The organism is Cellulomonas sp. ICMP 17802, assembly GCF_041295535.1.
Taxonomy (GTDB): domain Bacteria; phylum Actinomycetota; class Actinomycetes; order Actinomycetales; family Cellulomonadaceae; genus Cellulomonas.
Map to the genome: position 1 here is coordinate 321,122 of NZ_JBGFQZ010000001.1, position 26,753 is coordinate 347,874.

Genomic DNA, 26,753 nt, shown 5'->3' on the forward strand with positions numbered 1-26,753 from the left:
GAGGACACCCCTGTGCGCACCCTGACCCTGCCCGCCCTGCTCGTCGGCACCGCCCTGCTGCTCGCCGCCTGCGGCACCACGGACGAGGCGGCCGCCGACGCGCCGTCCGGCTCGGCGTCCGCCGCCGGCGGCCCCGTCACGATCACCGACGACCGCGACACCGTCGAGCTCGACGCGCCCGCCACCCGGGTGGTCTCGCTGGAGTGGGGCCTGACCGAGAACCTGCTCACGCTCGGCGTCACGCCGGTGGGCGCCGCCGACGTCGCGGGCTACAACACGTGGGACACCGTGGTGCCGCTCGACGCGTCGACGCCCGACGTCGGCTTCCGCGGTGAGCCGTCGCTGGACGCCATCGCGGCGCTCGACCCCGACCTCGTGGTCACCACGACGGACCTGCCTGCCGAGGTCATCGAGCAGATCGAGGCCCAGTACCCGGTGATCGCGCTGCGCGGCTCGGACGCCACCGACCCGATCGGCAAGATGCGCAGCACCCTCGAGATCCTGGGCGACGCGACCGGCACCGCGGACGAGGCCGACGCGGCCCTGGCCGAGTTCGACGCCACCGTCGCCGACGCCAAGGACGAGCTCGCCGCGGCGGGCAAGGCGGGCGCGTCCTTCACGTTCGCCGACGGCTGGGTGGCCGACGGCGCCGTCTCGATCCGCATGTACACGCCCGGCTCGTACCTCGGCGGGGTGGCGGAGCTGCTGGGCCTGAGCAACGCCTGGACCGGCGAGGGCGACCCGGACTACGGCCTCGCGCAGACCGACGTCGAGGGACTGACCGGCCTGGGCGACCTCCACTTCCTCTATGTGGGGAACGACACCGACGACGCCTTCAAGGACGGCCTGACCGGGAACGCGATCTGGGAGCAGCTGCCGTTCGTCGTCGCCGGCCACACGACGCGCCTGCCGGACGGCATCTGGATGTTCGGCGGGCCGCGGTCGGGGGCGGCGTTCGTCGACGCCGCGGTCGACGCCGTCACGGCCTGACGCCCAGCCGCCACGCCCTACCCGACCGCTACCGCAGCCAGGGAGCCCACACGCATGAGCGTCGATGCACCGATGGATGCGGGATCCGCCGTGCCGAATACCGCGAGTCCTGCCTCCATCCCTGCACCCACGGCACCCGTGGCCGACCCGTCGAGTCCGTCGCGGCGCCGCGGGCGGGTGGTCGCGGTGTTCGTCGTCGCGCTCGTCGCGGTGCTGCTGCTCGCGGCCGCCGACCTCACGCTCGGCACCTCGCGCGTCGGGCTGGGGGACCTGCTCGGCCTGCTCACGGGCTCGCGGGACGACGAGGCCCTGGCAGTGCTGGTCGCGTCGCGCGCGCCGCGGGTGCTGGCGGGGCTGCTGGTCGGCGGCGCGCTGGGCCTGTCCGGCAGCGCGCTGCAGTCGGTCGCCCGCAACCCGCTGGCCTCGCCCGACACCCTGGCGGTCAACGCCGGCGCCTACTTCACGGTGGTGCTCGCGGCGGTCACCGGGTTCGCGCTGCCGTTCGCGGTCAACGGTGCGCTAGCGTTCGTCGGCGGCCTCGCGGCGGCGGCGCTCGTGCTCGCGATCGCGCGCGGTGGCGCCGAGGGGCCGACCCGGCTGGTGCTGGCGGGTTCCGCCACCATGCTCGCGCTCTCGTCGCTGACGATCCTGCTGATGATCCTGTTCGAGCAGGAGACGCAGGGCATGTTCGCCTGGGGCGAGGGCTCCATCGTGCAGTCGGGCACGGACAAGGTGGTGCAGGCCGCTCCCGTGGTCCTCGTGGTCGGGATCGCGCTGGTGGCCTGGGCGCGCCGGCTCGACGTGCTGGCGCTCGGCGACGACACCGCGTCGGTGCTCGGGCTGGACGTCCGGCGCACGCGCGTGGTCACCGTCCTGCTGGCCGTGCTGCTCGCCGCGCTCGCGGTCACGGTCGCCGGGCCCATCGGGTTCGTCGGGCTCAGCGCGCCCGTGATCGCCCGGCTGGTCGCGGCGCGCATCCCGGGGCTCGCGCGGCACCGGCTGCTGCTCCCGCTGGCGGCCCTGAGCGGTTGCGTGGTGGTCCTGGCCGCCGACGTGCTGCTGCGGGTCGCGGTCCCGGGCATCGCGGGCGTCGCCATCCCGACCGGCGTCGTCACCACGCTCTTCGGCGCGGCGGTCATGGTCTGGCTCGCCCGCCGCCTGCGCGACTCCGGCCCGGCGCGCAGCACCGCCGCCGTCGGGGCGCACCCGGCGTCGCGGACGCGCGTCGCGGTGGTCGTCGGCACCCTCGTCGTCGCCGTGGTCGCCGCGCTCGTCGCCGGCTTCCTGCTGGGCGACCGGCTGCTGCTCCTGGGCGACGTGGCCCAGTGGTTCGGCGGGGTGAGCGGTCGCCAGGTCACCTTCGTGCTCGACCAGCGCACCCCGCGGGTCCTTGCGGCCCTGCTGGCGGGCGCGGCCCTGGGGCTGGCCGGCACCACGGTGCAAGCCGTCGCGCGCAACCCCCTCGCCGAGCCGGGCCTGCTCGGCATCACCGGGGGCGCCGGGGTCGGCGCGGTGCTGGCGCTCGTGCTCGTGCCGGGCGCGAGCATCTGGATCGTGTCGGCGGCGGCCTGCGTCGGCGCGCTGGCCACGTTCGCGCTCGTCTACGCGCTGGCCAACCGGCGCGGGCTCAGCTCCGACCGGCTGGTGCTCGTCGGCATCGGCGTCTCGGCGGTGGCCACGTCGCTCATCACGCTCGTCGTCGTGCTCACCAACCCGTGGAACACGACCATGGCGCTGACGTGGCTGTCGGGCTCGACGTACGGCCGGACCGCCGCGCAGGTGTGGCCGGTGGCGATCGCGCTCGTGCTCCTGACCCCGCTGGTGCTCCGCTGGCGTCGGGACCTCGACGTGCTGGCGGTCGACGACGACGTGGCCCGCGTGCTGGGCGTGCAGCTCGAGCGGACGCGGCTCGGCCTGCTCACCGTGACCGCGCTGCTCACGGCGGCGTCGGTGTCCGCGATCGGCGTGGTCGGGTTCGTCGGGCTGATCGCTCCGCACCTGGCGCGGTCGCTGGTCGGCTCGTCGCACACCCGCGTCGTCCCGGTCGCCGCGCTGCTCGGCGCCCTGCTGGTCAGCATCGCCGACACCCTCGGCCGCACCGTCATCGCCCCCGCGCAGATCCCGGCCGGCCTGCTCACGGCCATGATCGGCGCGCCCTACTTCATCTCGCTGCTGTGGCGGACCCGGAGGAGCGCACTGTGACGAACACCCCGGTGAGGGAAGCCTCACCTTCCTCTACCCTGGACCCCGTGTCCGCCCCGGTCGAAGCCCCCGCGCTTCCCTTCCGCATGTTCGCCGTGCAGGTCGCCGCGGTGCAGACCCTGTGCCCGAGCGTGCTCCGCGTGACGTTCACCGGCGACGACCTGGACCGGTTCGCCGACAACGGCTTCGACCAGCGCATCAAGTTCTTCCTGCCGCTCGAGGGGTCGTCCTACGACGCGCTGCTGAGCCTGTCGGACAGCGCCGACTGGTACGGCCGCTGGCGCGCGATGCCCGACCACCTGCGGCACCCGATCCGCACGTACACGGCCCGGGGGGTCCGCCAGGACCGCCGCGAGGTCGACGTCGACATCGTGCTGCACGGCGACCTGGGCCCGGCCTCCCGCTGGGCCCTCGGCGCGGCGCCCGGCGACGACCTGGTGATCCTCGGTCCCAACGCCGAGGCCGGTGGGCCGCACGGCGGCGTCGACTTCGTGCCCCCGCCCCGCACCGACCGCCTGCTCATCGCCGGCGACGAGACTGCCCTGCCCGCCATCGCGGGCATCCTGGAGCGACTGCCCGCCGACACGCGCGGCGAGGCGCTCATCGAGATGCCCCTGTCCGGCGATCGTCTGCCGCTGCACACGCCGGACGGGGTGACGGTCCGCTGGTACGGCCGAGACGGCCGCGCGCACGGCGAGCTGCTGGTCCCCGCGGTGCAGGCCGCCTGCGCCCGCCTGCTGCCCGGCCAGGCGCCCGTGCCCGACACGGAGCTCGAGGACGTCGACATCGACGCCGGGCTGCTGTGGGAGGTGCCGGTCGACGCGTCCGGCGCACCCCTGCGGGCAGACGCCGCGCTCTACGCCTGGCTCGCCGGCGAGGCGGCCGTGATCAAGACCCTGCGCCGGCACCTGGTGGCCGAGTGCGGGGTGGACCGCAAGGCCGTGGCGTTCATGGGGTACTGGCGCGCGGGGCGGTCGGAGGCGAACTGAGCGACTGACGGCGTGACCGTGGGTGTCAGTCGCCCGGCTGGGCGTGCGCGTCGGCGTTCCGCGCCTGCCACTGCGCCGCCAGCAGGCGCAGCACCTGGATCGCCATCGCCGCGAGGATCCACCAGCTCGCCGCCCAGACCGCGACGGCGCCGACGGCGAGGCCGACGACCAGCCAGATCATCCGTCGGCGGGTGCTCATGTCCGCGGGACGGGTCATGCGGGAAACCTATCCGGAGCGGCCGCCGCGCACGGGGGCTTTCGTCACGCTGGCGCCCCCGTAGCATCGGCGGGTGCCCCCCAGATCGCCGTTGCCGGCTCGGCACGGCCTCAGCGCCGCCTGGCTGCGCACGCCGGACCGCTCCCCGGAGCACGCGTGGCCGACGATGGGCGACTGGCTGCGGGACCGGCTGCCCGAGTTCGTCGACGTCGCCGGCATGCTCGAGGACGAGCGGTTCGTCACCGGCGACGGCCTTGCGGTGCGCGCGGAGGACCCCTACGCCCCGCACCAGTTCGTGTGGTTCCACCGCGACCTGCGCGACGAGCCCGAGGTGACGGCGCCGATCCACGTGGTGCACCGCGACGAGCGGCTCGTGGTCGTCGACAAGCCGGCGTTCCTGTCCTCGATCCCGCGCGGGCGGCACGTGCGGCAGAGCGTCGTCGTCCGGCTGCGGGCCGAGCTGGGCCTGCCGGACCTGTCCCCGCTGCACCGGCTTGACCGGGTGACGTCCGGCCTGCTGATGCTGGCGACCGAGCCCCGGTGGCGCGGGCCCTACCAGAGCCTGTTCGAGCACCGGGCGGTGGCCAAGACGTACTGGGCGCTGGCGCCGCTGCGCGAGGACCTGACCCTCCCGGTCGTGGTCCGCAACCACCTCCACAAGGAGCGCGGGTCCTGGCAGGCCGAGGTGGTGCCGGGCGCCCCGGTCAACGCCGAGACGCTCGTGGAGCTGGAGTCGGTGGTGGACGGCCGCGGGGTCTACCGCCTCACGCCCCGCACGGGCCGCACCCACCAGCTGCGCGTGCACCTGTGGGGGCTCGGCATCCCGATCGTCGACGACCCGCTGTACCCCGAGGTGCGCGACGTCGAGGTCGACGACTTCAGCCGACCGCTGCAGCTGCTCGCCGGCGAGCTCGCGTTCACCGACCCGGTCGACGGCAGCCCGCGGCGGTTCCGCAGCGTGCGGCGCCTGCCGGTCAGCGCCTACGCCTGAGGCAGGGTCGCGGCCCACGCGCGGGCGCGCTCGGTCTCGCCGTCGGTGAGCGGCCCGGTGGTGCCGGCCACCACGAAGTCGGTGCCGTGCCGGGCGGGCACGCCGCGGCGCCGCAGGAGCTTGACCGCGGCCTTGCCGGCGGACCCCGAGAACGCGCCGGGGACCTTCGTCGCGAACGTGACTACTGGGGTGCTCGACGCCGGCAGCGTGCCGATCCACTCGCGCAGGCCTGAGCCCGCGGGTGGCGCGCCGCGGTCGACCGCCTGGCCCCGCGACCGGGGCGTCGGGAGGCCCAGGTTGTGCGTCGGCGCACCGGCCAGCACGAGGTCGGCGCCGGACAGGTCCGCCGGGGCCGACGCCGCGTCGGCCAGCTCCGCCTCGACGCCGTCCTCCCGCAGCCGGTCGGCGACGGCCTGCGCGACCGCTCGGGTGTTGCCGAACAGCGACTCCACGACGATGAGCACTCGCATGTCAGCCCGCCTGCCAGGCCGGGTTGCCCGCCGTGACCGCCTCGAGCGCGGCACCGAGCACCACGCCGGCGCAGACCAGCGTCGTGACGGCGATGGCGGCGACGACGACCGCCCACACCCGCCGGCCGTCGCTCGCCGGGCGCAGAGGCCCCCAGACGGTCGCCAGGGCCGCCACCAGGAGGAAGAAGACCGCCGTGGTCAGCGCGTCGGAGCCGTGGCCGTGCGCCCGCGCGGCTGTCACCTCCGCCGGCTGCCCCACGTCCTCGACGGAGGACAGGAGCGTCGCACCGGCCTCACCCGCGACGATGACCGCGGCGAACGCCAGGACGACCAGCGCGACGAGCGGCCAGCGCAGCACCCGGCGGGTCGGGGGAGCGGCGGCGTAGACGAGCGCGGCCAGCGCCGCGAGCACGGACAGCAGCAGGGCGAGCAGGCCGGCGACCGCATGGGCAGGCACGGGCGCCTCCTGGGATGTTGAGACATGATGTCTCATGCAGAATAGACATCATGTCTCAGACCAGTCAACGGCCCGGCGGGGCCGGCGGTCGCGTGCTCGACGCGGCGGTCGACCTCATCCGGCAGCGCGGCCTCACCGTCGGTCTGGACCACATCAGCCTCGAGGAGGCCATCGCCGCGTCCGGGGTGTCCCGCGCGACCGCCTACCGGCACTGGCCCACCAAGGCCGACTTCCTGCGCCAGGTGCTGCTCCGCGTGGTGCGCGACGCCGAGCTCGAGCCCGAGTCGGACGCCGACATCGCCGCGATCCGCGACCTCGTCGCCCAGCACCGGGACATCCTCGCGACGCCAGAGGGCCGGCGGACCCTCGTCGTCGAGAGCCTGCGGGTGGCCACCGAGGGCGACTTCCGTCGCCTGGCGGGCTCGACGGCGTGGCGTGACCACCTCGCGCTGCGCGCCACCTGCTCGAGCCTGCCACCCGGCGAGCTGCGCGACACCGTCGCCGCCGAGCTGGCCCGCTCCGAGCGGGCCTTCACCGAGCGCCGCGCGCGCGTCTACGCCCGGCTGCCCGGCGTCGTCGGCTACCGCCTGGTCCCGTGGCTCGACCCGGGCACGGGGTTCACCCTCATGGCCGAGGCCACCGGCGCGCTCATGAGCGGCCTCGTCGCCCGCGCGGCGATCGTGCCTCCGCGTCCGCCGGCGCTGATGCGCGCGCTGGGGTCCGCCACGCAGTCGTCGTGGACCACCGAGTCCTACGCCGTCGTCGCGACCGTCCTGTCCTACCTCGAGCCGGACCCCGACGTCGTGTGGGACGAGCAGCGGGTGGACGCGGCGATCGACCGCTCGTTCGACCTCGAGAACGAGGCCCGGCGCCTGCGGTCCCGCTAGCCCGCGGGCCCCGATCCGCCGCGCGCTGACGCGGATCCCTGCCTACGCTCGGACCTTCGGACGAGCGACGGAGGTCACGCATGAAGAGGGTCGTGTTTCTCGCCGGCGTCGGCGCGGGGTACCTGTTCGGCACCCCGTCGGGCCGGCGTCAGCTGGCGAAGTTCAAGGTCTGGGCCACCGACGTCTGGCAGGACCCGCGCGTGCAGGAGTACGTGCAGGAGTACGAGGGCAAGGCGACCGAGTTCGCGAAGCAGCAGGGCGCGGCGCTGTGGGAGAAGGCCGTCGACACGGCCTCGGGTGCGATGTCCGGCTCGACCACCAAGTACGACGCGGACGAGATCGTCGTCGAGCCGCTCCTGGACGCCGACGACGCGAACCCCGGGCGGCCGTGACCCCCACCCCGCTGCCGGTCGCGCCCGGCCAGGAGTCGGTCTGGGACTACCCCCGGCCGCCGCGCGTCGAGGCCACGACCGAGCTGGTCGTCGTCACGTTCGACGGGCACCCGGTGGTGTCGACCACGGACGCGGTGCGCGTGCTGGAGACCAGCCACCCGCCCGTCTACTACCTGCCCGTCGACGCCTTCGAGCCCGGCGTGCTCGAGGCCGCCGTCGGGTCGTCGGTCTGCGAGTACAAGGGCGTCGCCGCGTACGTGTCGGTGCGCGTCGGCGACCGCCTGCTCTCCCGCGTCGGCTGGACGTACCCGACGCCGCTGCCGGGCTACGAGGTGCTGGCCGACCGCGTCGCGCTGTACGCGAACGACCTCACCTGCACGGTCGACGGCGAGCGGGTGCAGCCCCAGGCCGGCGGGTTCTACGGCGGGTGGATCACGTCCCGCGTCGTCGGCCCGTTCAAGGGAACGCCGGGCTCGCGCGGCTGGTGACGCCCCTCCCGGCCAGGTCAGTGCGCTGCAGCCAGCAGGCGGAGGGCCTCGTCGGCGACCTGGTCCGGGGTCCCGACGACGGGCACGACGACGCCGTCCTCGTCGGGACCCAGCGGCTCCAGGGTGGCCAGCTGGCTCGCCAGCAGCGTCGGTGGCATGAAGTGGCCCTCACGGACGGCGAGCCGGCGCGTCAGCTCGTCGTCGGGGACCACCAGGTGCACGAACCGCACGCGGCCCTCGGCGGTGCGCAGGACGTCGCGGTACGAGCGGCGCAGCGCCGAGCACGTGACCACCGTCGACCCGCCCGCGGCGTTCATCGCGTCGCGGATCGCGCGCAGCCACGGGGCGCGGTCGTCGTCGGTCAGCGCTCGGCCCGCGCGCATGGCCTCGACGTTCGCGCGCGGGTGGAGGTCGTCGCCCTCGATCAGCGGCCGCCCGAGCCGCTCCGCGAGGAGTGCGGCGGTGGTCGACTTGCCGGTGCCGGACACCCCCATGACGACGAGGTGCTCGGGCGCGCTGGTCACGGTGCCAGCCTCGCACGCGCGACCCGTGCGCCGGGCCTTCGCGCCGGGCCTCGCCGCCTGCGCCGCGAGATCGTGAGTTTCCGACGAGGTCGTGAGTCGCAACTGACGACCTCGTCGGCAACTCACGACCTCGCCCCCGGGATCTCGCACGCCGCCCCGAGACCGCCGACCTCGCCCGCGGGACCGCCGACGTCGCCGCGGGACGCACCCCGTCGCCCCGTGACCGACGACGTCGACGCGAGCCGTGGACGCCGCCCCGGGCCGCGTCGCTCGGGCAACTAAACTCGCCCGATGCCCTCGTTCGTCGTCGACACGACACCTCTGCGCGCCAGCCCGGCGTTCCGGCGGCTGTGGTGGGGGCTGTCGATCTCGAACCTGGGCGCGCAGCTGACCGTCGTCGCGGTCGGGCTGCAGGTGTACGCGCTCACGCGGTCGACGGCGTCCGTCGGCATCCTCGGGCTCTGCGCCCTCGTGCCGCTCGTGTTCTTCGGCCTGTACGGCGGCGCGATCTCGGACCACTACGACCGCCGCAAGGTCGCGCTGGTGGCGTCGTTCGTCGCGTGGGGCGCCACCATCGGGCTGGCCCTGCAGGCGTGGCTGGGCAACTCGCAGGTGTGGGTGCTGTTCGCGCTGGTCGCTGTGCAGTCGGGGGCGTTCGCGGTGAACGCGCCGGCGCGGTCGGCCATCATCCCGCGGCTGCTGGACCCCAAGCTGATGCCCGCGGCGAACGCCCTGCAGACCCTCGGGTTCAGCGTGGCGTTCACGGTCGGGCCGCTGCTGGGTGCCGCGCTGGTCGCCGCGTTCGACTACGGCGTCGCCTACACGCTCGACGCGCTGCTGTTCACGGCGGCCCTCGCGGCGGTGTTCCGCCTGCCCCCGCAGCCGCCCGAGCACTCCGAGACGCGGCGGGAGCGGGCCGGACTGGCGTCGGTGGTCGACGGGTTCCGGTACCTGGGCACGCAGCGGAACGTGCGCATGACGTTCGCGGTCGACCTCGTGGCCATGATCACCTCGTCGCCGCGCGTGCTCTTCCCCGCGGTCGGCCTGGTCTACCTCGGCGGGGGCGCGACGACCACCGGCGTGATGGCCGCGTCCGCGGCGGTCGGCGTCGGCCTCGCGGGACTCTTCTCGGGCGGCCTGACCCGGATCCGCTGGCAGGGCCGGATCATCGCCGTGGCCATCACGGTCTGGGGGCTGGCGATCGCCGGCTTCGGGCTGGTGCTGGTCCTCGCGGGGCAGTCGCACCCCGACCAGGTGCTCTGGCTCGCGCTCGCGCTCGCGGTCCTCATGCTGGTGGTCGCGGGCGCGGCCGACGCGATCAGCTCGGTGTTCCGGCAGACGATCCTGCAGACCGCGACGCCGGACGACATGCGCGGGCGGCTGCAAGGCGTGTTCATCGTCGTGGTCGCGGGCGGCCCGCGGCTGGGCGAGGCGCTGCTCGGCGGGGCGGCGTCGAAGATTGGCGAGGGCTGGGCGGCCGTCGTCGGCGGCTGCCTGTGCGTGGTGCTCCTGTGGGTGCTCGTGCGGACGCAGCGCTCGTTCTGGGACTACGACGCCCGGCATCCCGTCCCCTAGGGCCGGGCCAGCGCCTCCAGCGCCCGGTGCAGGTTGGCCGTGACCGCCGCGCGGTGGGGCTCCACCCAGTCGCCCTCGAACCTGCGCGGCGTGATCTCGATCATCATCACGAGGCACAGCCGCATCCGGTAGAGCTCGAGCCGGGTGACGGCCGACGCGCTCGTGACGTCGAGCCCCGGCCCGTACCCCTCGAGCAGCTCGGGCGTCCCGACGGACCGGCTCATGGGGTCGACCCCCACCAGGTCCGCCAGCGGGTCGCCCCAGAACGCGCGCTCCGGGTCGATGATGCCGACCACCTGGCCGGTGGCGGGCTCGACGAAGACGTTGCCGGCCCAGAGGTCGGTGTGCACGAGGGACGGCCGCTCCACGTCCGCGAGCGTGTGGCCGTGCCGGGACATGGCGTCGCGCACCGCCGCTGCCGGCACCGCGACCGACCAGCGCGCGGCGTCGTCGAGCAGCTCGTCGATCATCGCCCCGAACGACTCGCGCCAGGTGCCGGCCTGCCGCCCGCAGGGGTACCCGAACGCCGGGCCGGTGACCGCGTGCAGGGCCGCGAGCACGGCGCCGACGTCGCGCATGGCTCGCGGGTCGTCCTGGTCGAGGCCGGAGTCCACCAGGGGCACGCCCGGCAGGTGACTGACCACGAGGGCGTCGCTGGGCACCAGGGTCCGGGAGAAGTCCGTCAGCAGCACCTGCGGCATGCGCAGGGCGGGCAGCGACGCGGCGAGGCCGTAGACCAGCGCCTCGGCCCGCAGGAGGTCGTGCTCGTAGGCCAGCAGCTGGTCGGTGCCCACCGGGGCGGTCTTCACCACCACGCGGGAGCCGTCGGTCAGGGTCACGCGGTAGGTGGTGGCGAACTGGCCGCCCGTGAGCAGCTCGGCGGAGGCCAGCTCCCCCAGGGGGCGGACGAGGTCGGGGAGAGCGTCGATCACGGCCCGAGGGTACCCACGGTCCGCGTGGGCTCGACGGACTCCGCCACCTCGCACGCCGCGACAGCCGCGCCGCCGGTCGCCGAGGGCGAGCCCGGCTCGACGGAGTCGCGCACGTGCTCGCCGACGTCGCCGCGCAGGGTGCGGAACGCCGCCAGCGTCGCGACCACCGCGCAGCCCGCCGAGACGACCACGACGAGGAACCCGGCGTGCGACCCGCTGGCGTCGATCTGCGCACCCGCGATGGACGACCCCACCGACACCCCGACGCCCAGCGACGTGCCCACCCAGGTCAGCCCCTCGGTCAGCCGCTCGCGCGGCACCAGGTCCTGGACCAGGCCGTTGCCGTTGATGAGGGTGGGCGCGATGGCGAACCCCGCGACGAACATCACGGCCGCGAGCGCGGCGAGCGACTGCACGAGGAAGAAGAAGCAGACGCCCACGGCGAGCGCGACGACGCCCGTGGCGAACCGCAGGTGCAGGGGGCGCCGCCACTGCCGCGTGCCGTAGAGCAGCCCGGAGATCAGCGAGCCGAGCGCGAAGATCGCCAGGATGATGCCGGCGGAGCCCTTGGAGCCGGACTCGTCGGCGAACGCCACGGTGGACACGTCGGTGGCGCCGAAGATCGAGCCCATCGCGACGAACACGATGGCCAGCACGATCATGCCCGGCCGCGCCAGCACCGAGCCGCGCGGGCGGGGGCTGCCCACCGGGGCCGGCGGGGGCTCGGTGTGCCGCAGGGACAGGAACCAGTAGCCGCCGACCAGCATGGCGACCAGCGGGACGAGCAGGCCGGCGGTCGGGGCCACGCCGGTGGCGAGCAGCGTGGCCAGCACGGGGCCGACGATGAACACCAGCTCGTCGAGCGCCGACTCGAGCGAGTAGGCCGTGTGCATGCGGTGCGCGTCGTCGCCCAGCACGCGGGCCCAGCGCGCCCGGACCAGCGACCCGAACGAGCCGATGGCCGCGCCCGTGACGACGGCGGCCAGGTAGAGCCAGACCTCGTGGGCCGTGGTGAGCGCGGCGGCGATCATGCCTACCAGCCCCACGGCCGCGATCGCGACGGCGGGTCGCATGATGCGCGACTGCCCGTGCCGGTCCACCAGCCGGGCCAGCTGCGGCGAGCACAGGGCCTGGGCGACCACGTAGACGGCGGACACCCGGCCGGCCAGCCCGTAGGAGCCGTAGAGGGTCGAGACCATGAGCACGATCCCGATGCCGACCATGGACATGGGCAGACGAGCGAGCACGCCCGCGCCGGAGAACGCGAGGGCCCCGGGACGCGTCAGCACGTCGCGGTACGGCTGGAGCATGGAGCCAGTGTGTCATCAGGCCTATCCACCCGGCCCGCGGTGCACCACGATCGCAGGTATGACGGACGTGCAGGTCAGCGACGCCCCCGACGAGCACCGGTTCGAGGCGCGCAGCCCCGACGGCGAGCTGCTCGGGTTCTCGGTGTACGACACGATCGGGCCGACGGTGGTCTTCACGCACACCGAGGTGGACCCGAGGTTCGAGGGTCAGGGCATCGCGTCGACCCTGGTGCAGGAGGCGCTCGACGCCGTACGGGCGAGCGGCCGGGACGTCGTCGCGTTCTGTCCCTACGTCAAGGCGTGGATCGCCCGGCACCCCGACTACCAGGACCTGCTGAGGGCCGGCGCGCGCTGACACCGACCGTTCAGCACGGCGTTACATCCGTTGCGTCCGTTTACACAGAGTTTTCCTAGGGCTCTAGGTGAAGTGGCTCCCGCCGTGCACAGTGGGCTCATCGCCCCGGCACGTCCGGGGGAACGCAGCCGTCACGCCGGGCCGATCCCGACCCCGTGACCTTCCGACGGACAGGTAGACCCGGCCACCGCGGCCGACGGCCCTGACGTCCTCGCTGCATCGTCAACGGCGTCGGTCAGCCGTCCCGTGCCCGCACACGGCCGCTTGGGGTACCGACATGTTCGTCTTCGTCCTGCAGCTCCGGGAGATGTTCGCCGGACAGTCCGAGATCTATCTCTTCGCGTTCTTCTCCACGCTCGTCTGGGCGTTGTGGATCGTCAAGGTCGTCCTGTCGCGCCGCTACCGGCCCGTGACGGCCCCCTACGAGGTCTCCACCAGCGTCGTCATCCCGGTCGTCGACGAACCCCTCGACCTGTTCCGCTCGGTGCTCGCGCGCATCGTCGCGCAGCGTCCCGACGAGGTCATCGTGGTCATCAACGGCGCCGTGAACCCGGCGCTGGAGCAGGTCAGCGACGAGTTCGCGCCGCTGGTGCGCTGGGTGCACACGCCCATCCCGGGCAAGCGGAACGCCGTGATGATCGGCACCCGCATGTCGACGGGCGAGATCACCGTGCTGGTCGACTCCGACACGGTCTGGACCGACGGCACCCTGCCCGAGCTGGTCAAGCCGTTCGCGGACCCCGCGGTCGGGGGCGTGACCACCCGACAGCGGATCCTCGAGCCCGAACGGTCCTGGATCACGCGCTGGGCGGACTGGCTGGAGAACACGCGGGCGCTCTACTCGATGCCGGCGCAGTCCGCGCTGGGCCAGGTGGGCTGCCTGCCGGGGCGCACCATCGCGTTCCGACGCCGCATCCTCATGCAGGTCATGGACGCGTTCATGAACGAGAAGTTCCTCGGGGTGTTCCTCGAGGTCTCGGACGACCGGACCCTGACCAACCTCACGCTCAAGGCCGGCTACCGCACGGTGTACCAGTACTCGAGCCTCTGCTACACGGACGCCCCGCTCAAGGTGAAGAAGCTGGCCAAGCAGCAGCTGCGCTGGGCCCGCGGCAGCCAGTACAACACCTTGCGGATGCTGCCGTGGATGCTCGGGCACGCCCCCGTGCTGGCGGTCTTCTTCCTGACGGACATCCTGCTGCCGTTCCTGCTGTTCGGGACGATCGCCGGCTGGGTCTACCGGTCCGTCTCGAACACCGGCACCAACCTGTACGAGGCCATCCTCGACACCTACACCGGCCTGAACGGCTGGTTCTGGGTGGTCGCGCTGATGATCGTCTCGTCCGTGCTGTCGATGTCGATCCGGCAGATCCGGCACCTGCACGAGAAGCCGTCGGACTTCTTCCGGCTGCCCGTGTTCATCATCGTCTCGACGTTCTTCCTCATGCCGATCCGGCTGCTCGGCTTCGTCCGCATGGCGCACGCCAGCGGCTGGGGCACGCGCGCCGGCGCGTACGGCGGCGGTCCCGAGAACGAGGACCTCATGGCCGAGCTGGAGTCCGCCCCCGGCGGCGCCCCCGTCGACCTGGTCGACCGGGTTCCCGACGACCACGGCCACGCCGTCCAGACCGAGGTGCGCCGCCGCCGCACGGCCGAGGCCACGACTCCCGCCACCCCGACCCCGACCCGACGACGACTGAACCCGCTCGCCGCGGTGCCCTACGGCATCGCGATCGCCCTACTGGCTCTGGAGGCGCTCGCCTATGTCTGAGCACACCAAGAACCGCGTCCTGCACGCCTCACCCCGCGCCCGGCTGGCCGCCTTCGCCGTGGCCCTCTCGCTCCTGCTGGTGTCGGCCGTCGTCTGGCTGTCGCCGTCCACCGCCCAACCGACCGCCGAGCCCAAGAGCGCCGAGCAGCTCGCCCTCGAGAAGGAGAACGCCGAGCTCAAGTCGGCCCTGGCCGCCCGCACCGACGAGGTCGACAACCTCACCACCTCGCAGCAGAAGGCCGCCGCGGAGCGCGCCGCCGGAGCCGCGAGCGGCAAGGCGAAGGCCGCGGCCGAGAAGGCGGCGGCCGCCGCCCGCGGCCAGCAGAAGGCTGCCGCGGAGCGCGCCGCCGCGGCGGAGTCGGGCCGGCTGAACGCCGCCGCCGCGCGGTCGACCGCAGCCGCGCGGGGCCAGGCCAAGGCGGCGGCCGAGAAGGCGGCCGCGGCGGCGAAGGGACAGGCCGAGGCGGCGAACGCCCGTGCGGCAGCCGCCGAGGCCGCGGCGGCACGGGCCAAGGCTCAGGCGGCCGCGGGCAAGCCGGCGACGGTCGTCGCCAAGCCGAGCGCGCCGCCCCTGTCGCAGCTGCTGGCGCCCACCAAGCGCCAGTTCGGCCTCTACACACCGCAGTCGCCCTTCAACTGGGCGGAGTTCGACAACGTCAGCTCGACGGTCGGCGTGACGCCGACGATCGCCGGGTACTTCCAGGGCTGGGACGGACCGTTCCGGCCCGACGCCGTGACGCGCTCGTGGCAGAAGGGCATGCTCCCGCTGCTCACGTGGGAGTCGCGCCCGCTCAAGGCCGCCAACGACCAGGCCGTCGACCCGAACTACTCGCTGCCCAAGATCATCGGCGGCCAGTACGACGACTACCTGCACCAGTACGCCAAGGACATCGTCAGCCTGGGCCTGCCCATGGCCATCCGCCTCGACCACGAGATGAACGGCAGCTGGTACCCGTGGGGCGAGCGGCAGTGGGGCGGCAACTCGCTCAACGGCAACGGCAAGGGCGACTACGTGAAGATGTGGCGCCACGTGCACGACATCTTCGAGGCCGAGGGCGCCAACGCCTACGTCATCTGGGTCTGGGCGCCGAACATCGTCAACGCGCTGCCGGACTGGGCCAAGAACTCGTCCTGGTACATGAAGAGCCTCTACCCCGGCGACGACTACGTGGACTGGGTGGGGCTGTCCGGCTACTACCGGCCGCCGTTCAAGTCGGACCAGACGCCGACCTTCTCCTACACCTACGACAGGTCGCTGCACCAGCTGCGGACCATCACCAAGAAGCCGATCCTCCTCGCGGAGATCGGCGCCACGGAGGTGGGCGGGCACAAGGCGGCCTGGGTCGCGGACCTGTTCGCGTCCTTGGCCAAGCCGGAGAACGCCGACGTCATCGGGTTCGCCTGGTTCAACCACACCGTCACCACGATCTCCGGCGGCCAGCGCGTCACCAACGACTGGCGCATCACGTCCCGGAGCGACTCGTTGCGGGCGTTCGTCGACGGCATCCACAACCCGGCGGCGGGCTTCGTCGACGGGCCTGTCGTGGCCGCGGCGCTCGCCGCACCCGAGCCGGCGGTGACACCGGAACCGACGCCGACACCCACGCCCACCCCGACCCCGACACCGACACCCACACCGACGGCAGCCGATGCCGCGGCCGCCACGGCGGAACCGACACCCGAACCGACGCCCAGCCCGACCCCGACGACCACCCAGGAGCCGTGATGAAGACACCCCGTGTCGCTCTCGACGCAGACGTCCGTCGTCCCTTCGACCCCGACGGCCCCCCGCCGCGCATCGCCGTCCTCGGCACCGGGTACCTCGGAGCCACGCACGCGGTGGCCATGGCCCAGCTGGGCATGGAGGTGGTGGGCGTCGACACCGACCCGCACAAGGTGGACATGCTCGCGGCCGGCAAGGTCCCGTTCTACGAGCCCGGGCTGCCCGAGCTGCTGGCCGAGCAGATGGCCACGGGCCGGCTGCGGTTCACCACCGACGTGGCCGAGGCGGTGGCCTGGGCGGACGTGCACTTCGTCTGCGTCGGCACCCCGCAGTCCAAGACCAGCCACGCCGCCGACCTGCGCTACGTCGAGGCGGCGACCACGGCCATCGCCCGGCACCTGACCCACGACGGGCTGATCGCCGGCAAGTCCACCGTCCCGGTGGGCACCGGCGCACGGCTCCGCAGCCTGGTGGCCCGCGAGGCGCCCTCGGGCGTGCGTGCCGAGCTGGTGTGGAACCCGGAGTTCCTCCGGGAGGGCAAGGCGGTCGCGGACACGCTGCACCCGGACCGGATCGTCCTGGGCGGCACGTCGCCGGAGGCGGAGGCGCTGCTGCGGCGCGTCTACGCAGGGCCGATCGCCGAGGGCTCGCCCGTCGTCGTCTGCGACCTGCCGACGGCCGAGCTGGTCAAGGTGTCGGCGAACGCGTTCCTGGCGACGAAGATCTCGTTCATCAACGCGATCTCCGGGGTCTGCGAGGCGGCCGGGGCGGACGTCACGGTGCTGGCCGACGCGCTGGGTCACGACGTCCGGATCGGGCGCCAGTTCCTCGACGCCGGCCTCGGGTTCGGCGGCGGCTGCCTGCCCAAGGACATCCGGGCGCTGATGTACCGGGCCAACGAGCTCGGCGCCGGCCGGGCCGCGGCGCTGCTGCAGCAGGTGGACGAGATCAACATGGGCCAGCGCGAACGGGTCATCGACCTCGCCGTGCAGGCCTGCGGCGGCTCCGTGCTGAACCGGCGGATCGGCGTGCTGGGCGCCGCGTTCAAGCCGCACACCGACGACGTGCGGGACTCGCCGGCGCTCAACGTGGCGGCGGCGCTGCACCTGCGCGGCGCGCAGGTGACGGTCTACGACCCGCAGGCCGGCGACACCGCGCGGTCGATGTTCCCGACCCTCGGCTACGCGACGAGCGTGGAGGAGGCGGTCGAGGGCACCGACGTGATCCTGGTGCTGACCGAGTGGGACGAGTTCCTCCGCGCCGACCCGGCGCACCTGGCCACCCTCGCGCACCAGGCGGCGGTGATCGACGCCCGCGGCAAGCTGGACGCCGCCCGCTGGCGCGCCGCCGGGTGGGCGTTCACCGGGCTGGGCCGCGCGGCGGTCGCCGCCGCCTGACCCGCACGGCACCGACGGCCCCGGGGTGGACCACCGCCTCGGGGCCGTCGGCCGCTAGGCGCCGAGCGCCGCCGACACCACGTCCTTGGCCTCGGCCTGCACCTGCGCGAGGTGCTCGGCGGACACGAACGACTCGGCGTAGATCTTGTAGACGTCCTCGGTGCCGGACGGCCGGGCGGCGAACCACGCGTTCTCGGTGGTGACCTTGAGGCCGCCGATCGCCGCGTCGTTACCGGGCGCGTTCGTCAGCTTCGCGGTGATCTGCTCGCCGGCCAGCGTCGTCGCGGTCACCTGCTCCGGCGTGAGCTTGGACAGCGTCGCCTTCTCCTCGCGCGAGGCCGCGGCGTCGACGCGCGCGTACCAGGACTCGCCGAACTCGGCGACGAGGTCGCGGTGGTGCTGGGACGGAGACTTGCCGGTGGTCGCGAGGATCTCCGAGGCCAGCAGCGCGGGCAGCATGCCGTCCTTGTCGGTGGTCCACACGGTGCCGTCCGTGCGCAGGAACGACGCGCCCGCGGACTCCTCGCCGCCGAACCCGACGGACCCGTCCACCAGCCCGGGCACGAACCACTTGAACCCGACCGGCACCTCGAGCAGGCGGCGGCCCAGCTTGGCGGCCACCCGGTCGATCAGGCTGGACGAGACCAGCGTCTTGCCGATCGCGGTGCCGGCCGGCCAGCCCTGGCGCGCGCCGCCGTAGAGGTAGGAGATGGCGACCGCGAGGTAGTGGTTGGGGTTCATCAGGCCGTCCGGCGTGACGATGCCGTGCCGGTCGGAGTCGGCGTCGTTGCCGGTCGCGATGTCGAACGGTGCCGGGTCGCCGGCCATGCGGGCCACCAGCGAGGCCATCGCGTACGGCGACGAGCAGTCCATCCGGATCTTGCCGTCCCAGTCGAGGGTCATGAACGCCCACTGCGGGTCGACCGTCGGGTTCACCACGGTGAGGTCGAGGCCGTAGTGCTCGCCGATCGCCCCCCAGTACTCGACGGACGCGCCGCCCAGCGGGTCGGCCCCGATCCGGACGCCCGCCGCGCGGATGGCGTCGACGTCGATGACGTTGGCCAGGTCGGCCACGTACGACGAGAGGTAGTCGTGCTTGAGGGTGGTGTCGGCCGCGAGCGCCGCCTCGGCGCTCAGGCGCGGCACGGCCTTCCAGCCGGTGGCGAGGATCTCGTTGGCCCGGTCGGCGATCCACCCGGTCGCCTCGGACCCCGCGGGTCCGCCGTGCGGCGGGTTGTACTTGAAGCCGCCGTCGCGTGGCGGGTTGTGCGACGGGGTCACGACGATGCCGTCGGCCAGCCCGGGCCCGACCGTGCGCACGCCCTCGGAGGTGCCGGCGCCGTTGTGCCGCAGGATCGCGTGCGAGACGCCGGGGGTCGGCGTCCACGAGTCGCGCGCGTCGACGTGCACCTCGACACCCGCGGCGGCCAGCACCTCGAGCGCCGAGCGCCAGGCGGGGTCGGACAGCGCGTGGGTGTCGCGGCCGATGAACAGGGGCCCGTCCGTGCCCTGCGACCGGCGGTACTCCACGATCGCGGCGGTGATCGCGACGATGTGGGCCTCGTTGAACGCGGTGTCCAGCGCGGACCCCCGGTGGCCGCTGGTGCCGAAGACCACCCTCTGCGCGGGGTCGTCCAGGTCGGGTTCGCGGTCGTAGTAGGCGCCGGTGAGGGCGTCCAGATCGACGAGGTCGGACGGCTGGGCGGGTGTTCCGGCGCGCGGGTCCATGCGGCGATCCTCCCGCACGCTCGGTGCGGGCGCACCCCCCGACCAGCGGCGACGTCGGTGCAGGGATGGATGCGGGCTCGGCGGCGCGGACGACTGCGGATCCTGCATCCATCCGTGCAGCCACGGTGTGTCCGGCCACGCGGGGCGTCGGGTCGCGCGAGCGGCAGAGCGCCGGAGCCGCAAAGAGTGCCGGAGCGGCAGCGCCGGGCGTGGTGGCCCGAGCGTGGTGACCGGCTGGTCGGTGCCGGAGGGACCGGTAGCCTTTCGGGCATGGCCAAGAACTCGTCCGACTTCGTGCTGCGCCCGTTCGAGGGGCTCCCCGGTGAGCCCGACTGGGTGGCGCTCAAGGAGCTCGTCCCGGCGGCGACCGCTACCGCCCGCACCACGAAGGAGTACGGCGCGCGCGAGGTGCTGGTCACCACCGTGCTGCCGACCAGCTGGCCCGCGCTGCACCGCGCCGACGGCGTGATCCTGCTGGCCCTGCAGACCACCAGCAGCTCCAACGACGTGAGCCGCGACCTCGCGCACGCGCTGCTCGAGGCGCTCGAGGTCGAGGCCGGCACCGCCGTGGAGACCGTCGGGCTGCCCGAGCCGGGCCCGCGCCTGCAGGACGTGCTCGACCTGTCGGTGCCGTTCGAGGTGACCGTGCAGGACTCGTTCGCGTACTGGCTCGCGCCCGACACGGAGCGCACCCCCGACCTGCAGGCGGCGATCGAGGAGGCCGACGGCGGCATCATCGACACCGTCAAGCTCGAGGCCGCCGACGCCGCCTACTGGTGCCGCATGGGCGCGCGCGAGTTCCTGCGCTGGGCGCAGCCGCACGAGGAGCAGGTGGTGCTCGACGGCCTGGCGCGCCTGCACGCCAAGCGCGCGTCCGGGTTCGAGGGCGCCAAGTTCGTCGGGTACTTCCGCTCCGCCGGCCTCGTGGTCCCCGTGTGGGAGCTGGCCAAGGGCTCGGAGGCCGAGGACATCGAGAAGCCGGTCGCCGACTTCCTGCCGGCGTTCACGGCCGCCCTCGAGGACACCACGCCGCTCGACGCCAACGAGCGCCGCGCCCGGGCCGGCCTGGTGGCCCGCCAGGTCACGCTGCGCTGACGCTCCTCCCCGGGCAGGGTGAACTGCCGGGCGGGACCCGTGGGGATCGATAGGGTGGCGGACGTGATGCGCAAGGGCCGACAGGCCGTCGACGAACCGGCGGGGACCGCCACGCCGACGGAGACCCGGGACGTCGCCGAGCCGACGGTGGACGGCATCCCGACCGCCGTCGACGCGCGCAAGGCGGCCGTCGACGAGCGCAAGGCGGCCGCCCACAAGGCCCGTCAGCGCGTGGCCGTGATCATCCCGGCCAAGGACGAGTCGCGACGCATCGCCGCGACGGTCCGGTCGGCCCGCGCGATCCCGCACGTGGACCTGGTGCTCGTGGTCGACGACGGGTCCGAGGACAACACGCAGCACGTGGCCCGCGAGGCCGGCGCCGTCGTCGTCCGGCACTCGCACAACCGTGGCAAGGCCGCGGCGATGGAGACCGGCGCCGCGGTGGTCGCCATGCGCGACGCGCCCGACCGGCAGCCGCGCATCCTGCTGTTCATCGACGGCGACCTGGGCGAGACCGCGGTCAACACCGCGCCGCTGGTGCCGCCCGTGTTCGAGGGGCACGCCGACCTCGCGATCGCCCTGATCCCGCCGCAGCCCGGCGCGGGGGGTCGCGGGATCGTGGTCGGCGCCGCGCGCCGCGCCATCGCGTCGATGACCGGCTGGACCCCGACGCAGCCGCTGTCCGGCATGCGCTGCCTGACGCGCGCGGCGTTCGAGGCCGCCACGCCGCTGGCGCACGGCTGGGGCGTCGAGACCGGCATGACCATCGACCTGCTGCGCCGCGGCTTCCGCGTGGTCGAGGTGCCGTGCGACCTGCGGCACCGGCCGTCGGGGTCCGACCTCAAGGGCCAGATCCACCGCGCCGCGCAGTACCGGGACGTGCAGCTGGCGGTCAACGCCCGTCGCGTCCGCCGCGCGGCCGGGGCCGTGAAGCGCACGGTCACGCCGGCGCAGAAACCTCCGCAGACGCACCGCTAGCGGCGTCGTCCAGCTCCCCGTCCGGGGCGCCCAGGCGCCACTGCGCGGCGGCGGCCACCAGGCACGGCACGGCGACCGCGATGCCGGTGGCCGGCACGACGATGCCCGAGTCGTTCATGAGGAACCCGACGGCGAGCGCGGCGCCGATCGCCGCGACCGCGGGCCGCAGGAGCGGGACCGCGTGCTGCAGGCCGGCCATCGAGCTGCCCGTGCCCATGAGCGCGCCGCGGCGCGGCCGGCCGCCGGCGATGACGAGCCACGTGAGCAGCACGCCCCCGATGGCCAGCACCAGGTACCGCCACGACGTCAGAACGCGCAGGTTCACGGCGATCTTGCGGCCGACGACGTCCCACAGGCCGCCGTCGAGCACCGTCGCGAAGAACCGGCCGAGGTGCGTCCGGTCGGCGGGCGGCCGCATCCAGTCGAGCACCGCGAAGCCGCCGACGACCACGACGCCGACCACACCGATCAGCGCGATCCACTTCCAGTTCACCTTGCGACCGCTGACGACGATGGTGAGCATCGCGAACGCGAGGATCAGCGCCGGGGGGCCGCCGAAGTCGCTGCCCAGCCCGGGGGTGCCGTCGACCACCACGAGCAGCAGCCCGAGGCCCGCGACCGCCGCGGTGGCGAGGCCACGCCGACCGCGCCGCAGCAGCGGGTCCGCGATGGCCACCGCCAGAAGCAGGCCCGCGGCCGTGAGCAGCGCGAACGCCTGGTTGCTCATGCCGTAGAACCGCGCGGCGAGCACCCGGTGGGCGCCCATGGGGGAGTCGATGACGAGCGTGGAGCCGGTGCACGCGTCGATCACGAGCACGGCGACGGTCACGCCGGCCACCACGCCGGCCGGTCCGAGCAGGTTGCGCCGCCACGGGCCCACCAGCGCCACCACGGTGATCAGCGCGATCCAGCCGAGCAGCACCCACCAGAACGTGGTGATCGGCATGTCCGACCGCCACCACGGGACCGTGTTGGTGAGGAACGACGCCACGGGGGCGGCCGCGAGGGCCAGCGCGGCGACCTGGAGCACGCGCAGGGCCGGGCGCAGCGGCGCGCGGTCGGAGCGCCCCTTGCGCGTGAGGATGATGGCCGCGGCGATGAAGAGCACGGCCTGGATGAGCACCAGGCGCGTGGAGTACGGGCCGCTGACGCGCGTGACCATCGTCGCGTGCCGCTGGATGTCGAGCAGCCGGTCCACGCGGGCGGTCGCTGCCGCGGTCGACGGGCCGGGCAGGATCTCGGCCCCGCTGAGCGCGGCGGCGCTGTCGTCGAGCCCGATGCCGTCCAGCAGCGTCGGCGTGACGTCGACGGACTGGATGAGGCCTGCCTGTCGGGTGGAGCCCGAGGTCAGCAGGCTCTCGGCGTACTGCTCGCCGTTCGGCGCCAGCCCCGTCGCGGCGGCCAGCTGCAGCGCGGTCCGGCCGGAGTCGGCCAGGGAGACGACGAGCACCGTGGCGCCCGACCGGTGCGCGCCGGCGATGGCGGCACCGATCCGGTCGTCGATCGCCTGCGCCTGCAGGGCCCGAGACGGCTCGATGATCGCGTCGGGGGTCGAGACGTCCGGCGGCGCGGGCTCGTCGAGCGTGCCCGGTGCCGTCTCGGAGGGCTGGGGGGTGGTCGGTCGCGCGGCGGTGGCGTACCCGGGGTCACGGAGCGAGCCGGCGTCGATGACCACCAGCTGGGAGACGTCGAGCGCGTCGCGCACCGCGCGCGTGATGCCGAGCGTCGTCGTCGGCAGGGTCTGGTGCGTGCCCACGGGGACGCCCTGCTCGTCGGCCAGCGCGATCGCGGCCCCGGGCCCGATGCCGGTGACGGCGGAGCCGGCCTCGGCGAGCATGCCCCCGAACAGCCCCGGCGTCGCGCCGTACGACTCGGCGTCCGCCGCGGCGACGTAGTCGTCCCAGCCCGGGACGGTGCCGGACTCGCCGGGCTCCCGCAGGGTCCGGCAGGTGCCGTCCGCCGCCCGCACGTCGGCGGCCCGGGTGCCGGTGGAGACGGCGAGCCAGCCGTCCGCCGGGCAGGACCGGGAGGCGACGCTGCGGGCCGCCACCAGCCCGACCGAGCCCTCGCGCGACAGGCTCCACAGCGCCGGCGTCGTGAGCGTGGTGACGTCGTCCCACCGCACACCGGTGACGCCGACCAGCAGCACCGGGGGCTCGTCCGCCGCCTGCGCCGGCGTCGCCAGCAGCATCCCCGCCACGGCCAGCAGCAGGACCAGCACGACGCCGCGGAACCGGGACGCGCGCGGGCGGGCAGGGGTCAGCACCGTTCCAGCCTACGGGCGCACTACCCTCGACCCCGGCGGCGCTGTGGGCTATCCGTGCAGCGTGCACACGATCTGCACGGGAGGAACGCCATGTCGAACGGGCTACCGCGGTACGCCTACCTGGGCCCGGCCGGCACGTTCACCGAGGCCGCGCTCCGCCAGGTGGTCGCCGTCGACGCCTGCGTCGACCTTCCCGTGGCCGACGTCGCGTCCGCCATCGACGCCGTGCGCACCGGGGAGGCCGACTTCGCGGTCGTCGCCATCGAGAGCACGGTCGAGGGCGGCGTCACGGCGACGCTGGACAGCCTGGCGGGCGGCGACCCCCTGGTGATCCTGCGCGAGATGCTCGTGCCGGTGCAGTTCACGCTCGCCGCGGCCCCGGGGGTCCGGCTGTCCGACGTGCGGCGGATCTCCGCGCACCCGCACGCCTGGGTGCAGTGCCGGCGCTGGCTCGCGCACCACCTGCCGTCCGTGGTGCACGTGCCCGCGACGTCCAACACGGCGCCCGCGGCGCTCATCGCGGAACGGCCCGCGGCCGACCTCGGCTTCGACGCCGCGCTCGTGCCCCCGGCCGCGGTCGACTCGTACGGGCTCGTGCCGCTCGCCACGGACATCGCGGACAACGCCTCGGCGCAGACCCGGTTCGTCGTGGTCGGCCACCCGGGCGACGTGCCGCCGCCCACCGGCGCGGACAAGACGACCCTCGTGGTGCACCTGCCCGACAACGAGGCCGGCGCGCTGCTGGCCATGCTCGAGCAGTTCGCGGTGCGGGGCGTGAACCTGTCGCGGATCGAGTCGCGGCCCATCGGCGACTCGCTCGGCCGCTACTCGTTCTCGATCGACGCGGAGGGGCACATCACCGACGAGCGCGTCGGCGAGGCCGTCATGGGCCTGCACCGCCGGTGCCCGTACGTCCGGTTCCTCGGCTCGTACCCGCGCGCGGACGCCGTCGAGCCGACCGTGCACGTGGGCACCGCCGACACGGACTTCGTCGGCGCCCGGGCCTGGCTGCAGGCCGTGCGGGGCGGCACCGCCACCTGACGGTCAGCCCTGCGCGGCGGCCTCCTCGGGCGCGTACGCGAGCAGGTGGCCGATCAGCTGCACGGCGCTGTCCTTGTCCAGCGTCTCGCCGCTCCACGTCTCCTTGAGCGAGATCGTCCGCCCGTCGTGCAGGGTCAGGTCGGCGTGCACCGGGGTCCGCTTGGTGACGACCGCCGTCGCGATCTCCTCGTAGGCCAGGAACCGGTGGTACGAGGCGAGCTGCACCACCGACCCGGACTGCAGCAGCGCGAGCATCCGCTGCTTGCCGTGCTCGTCGTTCTTGGGGGTCGGCACCAGGATCAGGCCGATGTCGAGCACGAGCACGTCGGTCTTGGTCCCGTCGACCTTGACGCTGGCCAGGCCGCCGAGCACCTCCCCGCCGTGCGCCGTGGGCGCCGCGGCCACCTGGCCGGTCGACTCCACGTCGACGCCGAGCCCCGCCAGCCGGTCCCGCGCGGCGGCCACCGTCCCGGGGGTCAGCGCGAGCGTCGCCACCGGGGTGAGGTCCAGCAGCGCGCCGTCCCGGTCGACCAGCTCGGCCGGCCCGCTCCACGAGTGCTGCCACCGCGCCGCGCCCGCCTGCACCGCGGCCTGGCTGACCAGCAGCAGCATGACGTCGGCCATCGGGTCCGCGCCGTCGTCGCCGGCGGTCAGGCCCAGGTCCTTGTCCAGGGCGGCCCGACGGCCGGTGGCGACCAGGTCCAGCACCGTGCCCAGGTGCGCGCGGGGCTGCCCCGCCGCCCGGGCCGCCGCCCGGTAGACGACGTCGGCGGTGCGCTGGCGGGTCACCACGAGCGAGGTCGCGGTCAGCTCGGCCCAGTCCAGCTGCGTGCGGCCGTCGAGCGACACCACGCGCGCGGCGAGCGCGGTGGCCGCGGCGTCGAAGCCGGGGACCAGCACGGTCGCGGGGCGCGTGTCGCGGGCCGGGGCGGGGTCGCTCATGCGGTCCATCGCGGTCACCCGCACGGCGATCGACGGGTGGCTGTCCCAGCGCGACTGCTCGGCGGGCGGGGCGTCGTCGCGCAGCCGGGCGAGCTCGCCCGAGCGGGCGGCCACCAGCTGGCCGAAGCCCCCGAAGAAGCCCTGCGCCGTCGGCGCGTAGCCGGACTCCCAGGCGTCGTCGAGGTACTGGCTCAGGTAGAACGACCACGCAGCGTCGGCCACCGGGAGCTCGCGCAGGGCGCTCTGCGCGGTCGCCCGTCCGGCGATCCGGACCGACAGCTGGTCGGCCTCGAGCTCCTGGCGGCGGTTCACCGCGGCCGCGACCATCACGTAGAGCCGCGCGTACAGGCCGAGGAACCAGCCGACGACGTTGCCGGACAGCTGGTCGAGCGTCGCGCCGATCGCCTGCTTGCCGCGGTAGGTGATCGGGCCCAGGCGCGTGTGGCTGCGCGAGTAGTGGCCCAGCTCGTGCGCCAGCACCGACCGCAGCTGGCCCACGTCGAGGGTCTGCAGCAGCGGCACGCCGAGGTACAGGTGCCGCGCCCCGCCGACGAGGCCCAGCAGCCGGGTGTCCTCCGAGACGGCGGCGTTCACCTCCGGGATCAGGCGGATGTCGTCGGGCACGCGCGTGTCCGCGGCCGCGGCGAGCTCCCGGACCGTCTCCCAGAGGGCCGGCGCGTCGGCGGGGGTCAGGGTCGGGCCGTCGTCGGCGGTCGGGCGGGCACGGGCGACCTTCCACAGGGCCACGACGACGGCGACCGCGACGGCGACCGCGAAGAAGCCCAGCTTGGCCGCGGCCGCCTCGGCGTCCGACTGGAACGCCCACCAGGCCAGCGCGCCCAGGCCGGCGACGATCGCCAGCGCGACGACGTAGAAGCCGGCCAGCAGGAGCACCGCGAGAGCGGCGCGCAGGGTCGTGGTCACGGGGGTCCTTCCGGTGCGGGTCGCCCGGTGCGACCGTCGTTCGCGGCGGAGCGTAGCGGTCGGGCGCGGGACCCGGAGGCGGGTTGACCCGAACGGGCGATCGCCGGTC

At 74.3% G+C, this 26,753-nt stretch carries 24 protein-coding genes; 15 read left to right on the forward strand and 9 right to left on the reverse strand.

Annotation, left to right across the window (positions count from 1 at the left end; all coding sequences use genetic code 11):
* Window positions 1-12: 12 nt before the first annotated feature.
* From AB5970_RS01665 to AB5970_RS01675, 3 genes are all read left to right on the forward strand, one after another.
* Entirely contained in the window at window positions 13-990 is a 978-nt protein-coding gene (locus tag AB5970_RS01665) for an ABC transporter substrate-binding protein (protein ID WP_370502161.1), read from the forward strand.
* Window positions 991-1,062: 72 nt separating this feature from the next.
* Complete coding sequence (locus tag AB5970_RS01670) at window positions 1,063-3,192, forward strand: iron ABC transporter permease (protein WP_370502528.1); 2,130 nt, start codon at window positions 1,063-1,065, stop codon at window positions 3,190-3,192.
* 86 nt (window positions 3,193-3,278) lie between these two features.
* Complete coding sequence (locus tag AB5970_RS01675; RefSeq protein ID WP_370502529.1) at window positions 3,279-4,181, forward strand: siderophore-interacting protein; 903 nt, start codon at window positions 3,279-3,281, stop codon at window positions 4,179-4,181.
* A gap of 25 nt (window positions 4,182-4,206) precedes the next feature.
* On the opposite strand, the gene AB5970_RS01680 is transcribed toward AB5970_RS01675, so the two are convergent.
* Entirely contained in the window at window positions 4,207-4,398 is a 192-nt protein-coding gene (locus AB5970_RS01680) for a hypothetical protein (protein ID WP_370502162.1), read from the reverse strand.
* A 73-nt stretch (window positions 4,399-4,471) separates the two neighbouring features.
* Between AB5970_RS01680 and AB5970_RS01685 the strand changes: the two genes are divergently transcribed.
* The gene (locus tag AB5970_RS01685) at window positions 4,472-5,389 is read left to right on the forward strand and encodes a pseudouridine synthase (RefSeq protein ID WP_370502163.1); all 918 of its coding nucleotides are present in this window, start codon (window positions 4,472-4,474) and stop codon (window positions 5,387-5,389) included.
* Here AB5970_RS01685 and AB5970_RS01690 read toward each other — a convergent pair.
* A complete protein-coding gene (locus AB5970_RS01690) occupies window positions 5,380-5,859 on the reverse strand; it encodes a flavodoxin family protein (RefSeq protein ID WP_370502164.1) in 480 nt (159 codons plus the stop codon). The two genes, AB5970_RS01685 and AB5970_RS01690, sit on opposite strands and share 10 nt — an antisense overlap.
* Window position 5,860: 1 nt before the next feature.
* Window positions 5,861-6,316, reverse strand: a complete 456-nt coding sequence (locus AB5970_RS01695) for a hypothetical protein (protein WP_370502165.1) — start codon at window positions 6,314-6,316, stop codon at window positions 5,861-5,863.
* 50 nt (window positions 6,317-6,366) lie between these two features.
* Here AB5970_RS01695 and AB5970_RS01700 point away from each other — a divergent pair, with 50 nt between their 5' ends.
* The 3 genes from AB5970_RS01700 to AB5970_RS01710 all read left to right on the forward strand — a co-directional run bounded on the left by AB5970_RS01700 (window position 6,367) and on the right by AB5970_RS01710 (window position 8,083).
* On the forward strand, window positions 6,367-7,203 hold the full coding sequence (locus AB5970_RS01700; protein ID WP_370502166.1) for a TetR/AcrR family transcriptional regulator: 837 nt from the start codon (window positions 6,367-6,369) through the stop codon (window positions 7,201-7,203).
* Between the two features lie 80 nt (window positions 7,204-7,283).
* Entirely contained in the window at window positions 7,284-7,595 is a 312-nt protein-coding gene (locus AB5970_RS01705) for a YtxH domain-containing protein (RefSeq protein ID WP_370502167.1), read from the forward strand.
* Window positions 7,592-8,083, forward strand: coding sequence for a DUF427 domain-containing protein (locus AB5970_RS01710; RefSeq protein ID WP_370502168.1), 492 nt, complete (start codon window positions 7,592-7,594; stop codon window positions 8,081-8,083). The genes AB5970_RS01705 and AB5970_RS01710 overlap by 4 nt, the downstream gene beginning before the upstream one ends.
* Before the next feature lie 17 nt (window positions 8,084-8,100).
* Here the strand turns inward: AB5970_RS01710 and AB5970_RS01715 are convergent, their stop codons facing one another.
* Window positions 8,101-8,607, reverse strand: a complete 507-nt coding sequence (locus AB5970_RS01715) for a gluconokinase (protein WP_370502169.1) — start codon at window positions 8,605-8,607, stop codon at window positions 8,101-8,103.
* Window positions 8,608-8,898: 291 nt separating this feature from the next.
* Here AB5970_RS01715 and AB5970_RS01720 point away from each other — a divergent pair, with 291 nt between their 5' ends.
* Entirely contained in the window at window positions 8,899-10,182 is a 1,284-nt protein-coding gene (locus AB5970_RS01720) for an MFS transporter (protein WP_370502170.1), read from the forward strand.
* On the opposite strand, the gene AB5970_RS01725 is transcribed toward AB5970_RS01720, so the two are convergent.
* Both AB5970_RS01725 and AB5970_RS01730 read right to left on the reverse strand, forming a co-directional pair.
* A complete protein-coding gene (locus AB5970_RS01725; protein ID WP_370502171.1) occupies window positions 10,179-11,114 on the reverse strand; it encodes a phosphotransferase family protein in 936 nt (311 codons plus the stop codon). The genes AB5970_RS01720 and AB5970_RS01725 overlap by 4 nt on opposite strands.
* Window positions 11,111-12,424: an MFS transporter gene (locus AB5970_RS01730; protein ID WP_370502172.1), complete on the reverse strand. Its 1,314-nt coding sequence runs from the start codon at window positions 12,422-12,424 to the stop codon at window positions 11,111-11,113. The genes AB5970_RS01725 and AB5970_RS01730 overlap by 4 nt, the downstream gene beginning before the upstream one ends.
* Before the next feature lie 58 nt (window positions 12,425-12,482).
* Between AB5970_RS01730 and AB5970_RS01735 the strand changes: the two genes are divergently transcribed.
* The 4 genes from AB5970_RS01735 to AB5970_RS01750 all read left to right on the forward strand — a co-directional run bounded on the left by AB5970_RS01735 (window position 12,483) and on the right by AB5970_RS01750 (window position 17,670).
* Window positions 12,483-12,779: a GNAT family N-acetyltransferase gene (locus AB5970_RS01735; protein ID WP_370502173.1), complete on the forward strand. Its 297-nt coding sequence runs from the start codon at window positions 12,483-12,485 to the stop codon at window positions 12,777-12,779.
* A 277-nt stretch (window positions 12,780-13,056) separates the two neighbouring features.
* Window positions 13,057-14,550, forward strand: a complete 1,494-nt coding sequence (locus AB5970_RS01740) for a glycosyltransferase family 2 protein (RefSeq protein WP_370502174.1) — start codon at window positions 13,057-13,059, stop codon at window positions 14,548-14,550.
* Window positions 14,543-16,276 carry a glycoside hydrolase family 26 protein gene (locus AB5970_RS01745; protein WP_370502175.1) on the forward strand — a complete coding sequence of 578 codons (1,734 nt, stop codon included), beginning with the start codon at window positions 14,543-14,545 and terminating at the stop codon, window positions 16,274-16,276. The genes AB5970_RS01740 and AB5970_RS01745 overlap by 8 nt, the downstream gene beginning before the upstream one ends.
* Window positions 16,276-17,670 carry a UDP-glucose dehydrogenase family protein gene (locus tag AB5970_RS01750; protein ID WP_370502176.1) on the forward strand — a complete coding sequence of 465 codons (1,395 nt, stop codon included), beginning with the start codon at window positions 16,276-16,278 and terminating at the stop codon, window positions 17,668-17,670. The genes AB5970_RS01745 and AB5970_RS01750 overlap by 1 nt, the downstream gene beginning before the upstream one ends.
* 54 nt (window positions 17,671-17,724) lie before the next feature.
* Here AB5970_RS01750 and pgm read toward each other — a convergent pair whose 3' ends face one another.
* Complete coding sequence (pgm, locus tag AB5970_RS01755) at window positions 17,725-19,398, reverse strand: phosphoglucomutase (alpha-D-glucose-1,6-bisphosphate-dependent) (RefSeq protein WP_370502177.1); 1,674 nt, start codon at window positions 19,396-19,398, stop codon at window positions 17,725-17,727.
* A 270-nt stretch (window positions 19,399-19,668) separates the two neighbouring features.
* Here pgm and AB5970_RS01760 point away from each other — a divergent pair, with 270 nt between their 5' ends.
* The gene (locus tag AB5970_RS01760) at window positions 19,669-20,493 is read left to right on the forward strand and encodes a DUF5926 family protein (protein WP_370502178.1); all 825 of its coding nucleotides are present in this window, start codon (window positions 19,669-19,671) and stop codon (window positions 20,491-20,493) included.
* Between the two features lie 66 nt (window positions 20,494-20,559).
* Window positions 20,560-21,471 (forward strand): glycosyltransferase family 2 protein, encoded by a 912-nt coding sequence (locus tag AB5970_RS01765; protein ID WP_370502179.1) that lies wholly within the window; start codon window positions 20,560-20,562, stop codon window positions 21,469-21,471.
* Here AB5970_RS01765 and AB5970_RS01770 read toward each other — a convergent pair.
* On the reverse strand, window positions 21,434-23,737 hold the full coding sequence (locus tag AB5970_RS01770) for a hypothetical protein (RefSeq protein WP_370502180.1): 2,304 nt from the start codon (window positions 23,735-23,737) through the stop codon (window positions 21,434-21,436). The genes AB5970_RS01765 and AB5970_RS01770 overlap by 38 nt on opposite strands.
* Before the next feature lie 90 nt (window positions 23,738-23,827).
* On the opposite strand from AB5970_RS01770, the gene pheA reads away from it, so the two are divergent.
* Window positions 23,828-24,778: a prephenate dehydratase gene (pheA, locus tag AB5970_RS01775; protein WP_370502181.1), complete on the forward strand. Its 951-nt coding sequence runs from the start codon at window positions 23,828-23,830 to the stop codon at window positions 24,776-24,778.
* A gap of 3 nt (window positions 24,779-24,781) precedes the next feature.
* Here pheA and AB5970_RS01780 read toward each other — a convergent pair whose 3' ends face one another.
* Window positions 24,782-26,644 carry a M48 family metallopeptidase gene (locus AB5970_RS01780; protein WP_370502182.1) on the reverse strand — a complete coding sequence of 621 codons (1,863 nt, stop codon included), beginning with the start codon at window positions 26,642-26,644 and terminating at the stop codon, window positions 24,782-24,784.
* Between the last annotated feature and the right edge of the window lie 109 nt (window positions 26,645-26,753).

Bases quoted from the DNA above. Each gene is read 5' to 3' on its own strand.
- AB5970_RS01670 (WP_370502528.1), top strand. From the start codon at position 1,063: ATGGATGCGGGATCCGCCGTGCCGAATACCGCGAGTCCTGCCTCCATC.
- AB5970_RS01675 (WP_370502529.1), top strand. From the start codon at position 3,279: ATGTTCGCCGTGCAGGTCGCCGCGGTGCAGACCCTGTGCCCGAGCGTG.
- AB5970_RS01680 (WP_370502162.1), bottom strand. From the start codon at position 4,398: ATGACCCGTCCCGCGGACATGAGCACCCGCCGACGGATGATCTGGCTG.
- AB5970_RS01690 (WP_370502164.1), bottom strand. From the start codon at position 5,859: ATGCGAGTGCTCATCGTCGTGGAGTCGCTGTTCGGCAACACCCGAGCG.
- AB5970_RS01700 (WP_370502166.1), top strand. From the start codon at position 6,367: ATGTCTCAGACCAGTCAACGGCCCGGCGGGGCCGGCGGTCGCGTGCTC.
- AB5970_RS01705 (WP_370502167.1), top strand. From the start codon at position 7,284: ATGAAGAGGGTCGTGTTTCTCGCCGGCGTCGGCGCGGGGTACCTGTTC.
- AB5970_RS01720 (WP_370502170.1), top strand. From the start codon at position 8,899: ATGCCCTCGTTCGTCGTCGACACGACACCTCTGCGCGCCAGCCCGGCG.
- AB5970_RS01730 (WP_370502172.1), bottom strand. From the start codon at position 12,424: ATGCTCCAGCCGTACCGCGACGTGCTGACGCGTCCCGGGGCCCTCGCG.
- AB5970_RS01735 (WP_370502173.1), top strand. From the start codon at position 12,483: ATGACGGACGTGCAGGTCAGCGACGCCCCCGACGAGCACCGGTTCGAG.
- AB5970_RS01740 (WP_370502174.1), top strand. From the start codon at position 13,057: ATGTTCGTCTTCGTCCTGCAGCTCCGGGAGATGTTCGCCGGACAGTCC.
- AB5970_RS01745 (WP_370502175.1), top strand. From the start codon at position 14,543: ATGTCTGAGCACACCAAGAACCGCGTCCTGCACGCCTCACCCCGCGCC.
- AB5970_RS01750 (WP_370502176.1), top strand. From the start codon at position 16,276: ATGAAGACACCCCGTGTCGCTCTCGACGCAGACGTCCGTCGTCCCTTC.
- pgm (WP_370502177.1), bottom strand. From the start codon at position 19,398: ATGGACCCGCGCGCCGGAACACCCGCCCAGCCGTCCGACCTCGTCGAT.
- AB5970_RS01760 (WP_370502178.1), top strand. From the start codon at position 19,669: ATGGCCAAGAACTCGTCCGACTTCGTGCTGCGCCCGTTCGAGGGGCTC.
- AB5970_RS01765 (WP_370502179.1), top strand. From the start codon at position 20,560: ATGCGCAAGGGCCGACAGGCCGTCGACGAACCGGCGGGGACCGCCACG.
- pheA (WP_370502181.1), top strand. From the start codon at position 23,828: ATGTCGAACGGGCTACCGCGGTACGCCTACCTGGGCCCGGCCGGCACG.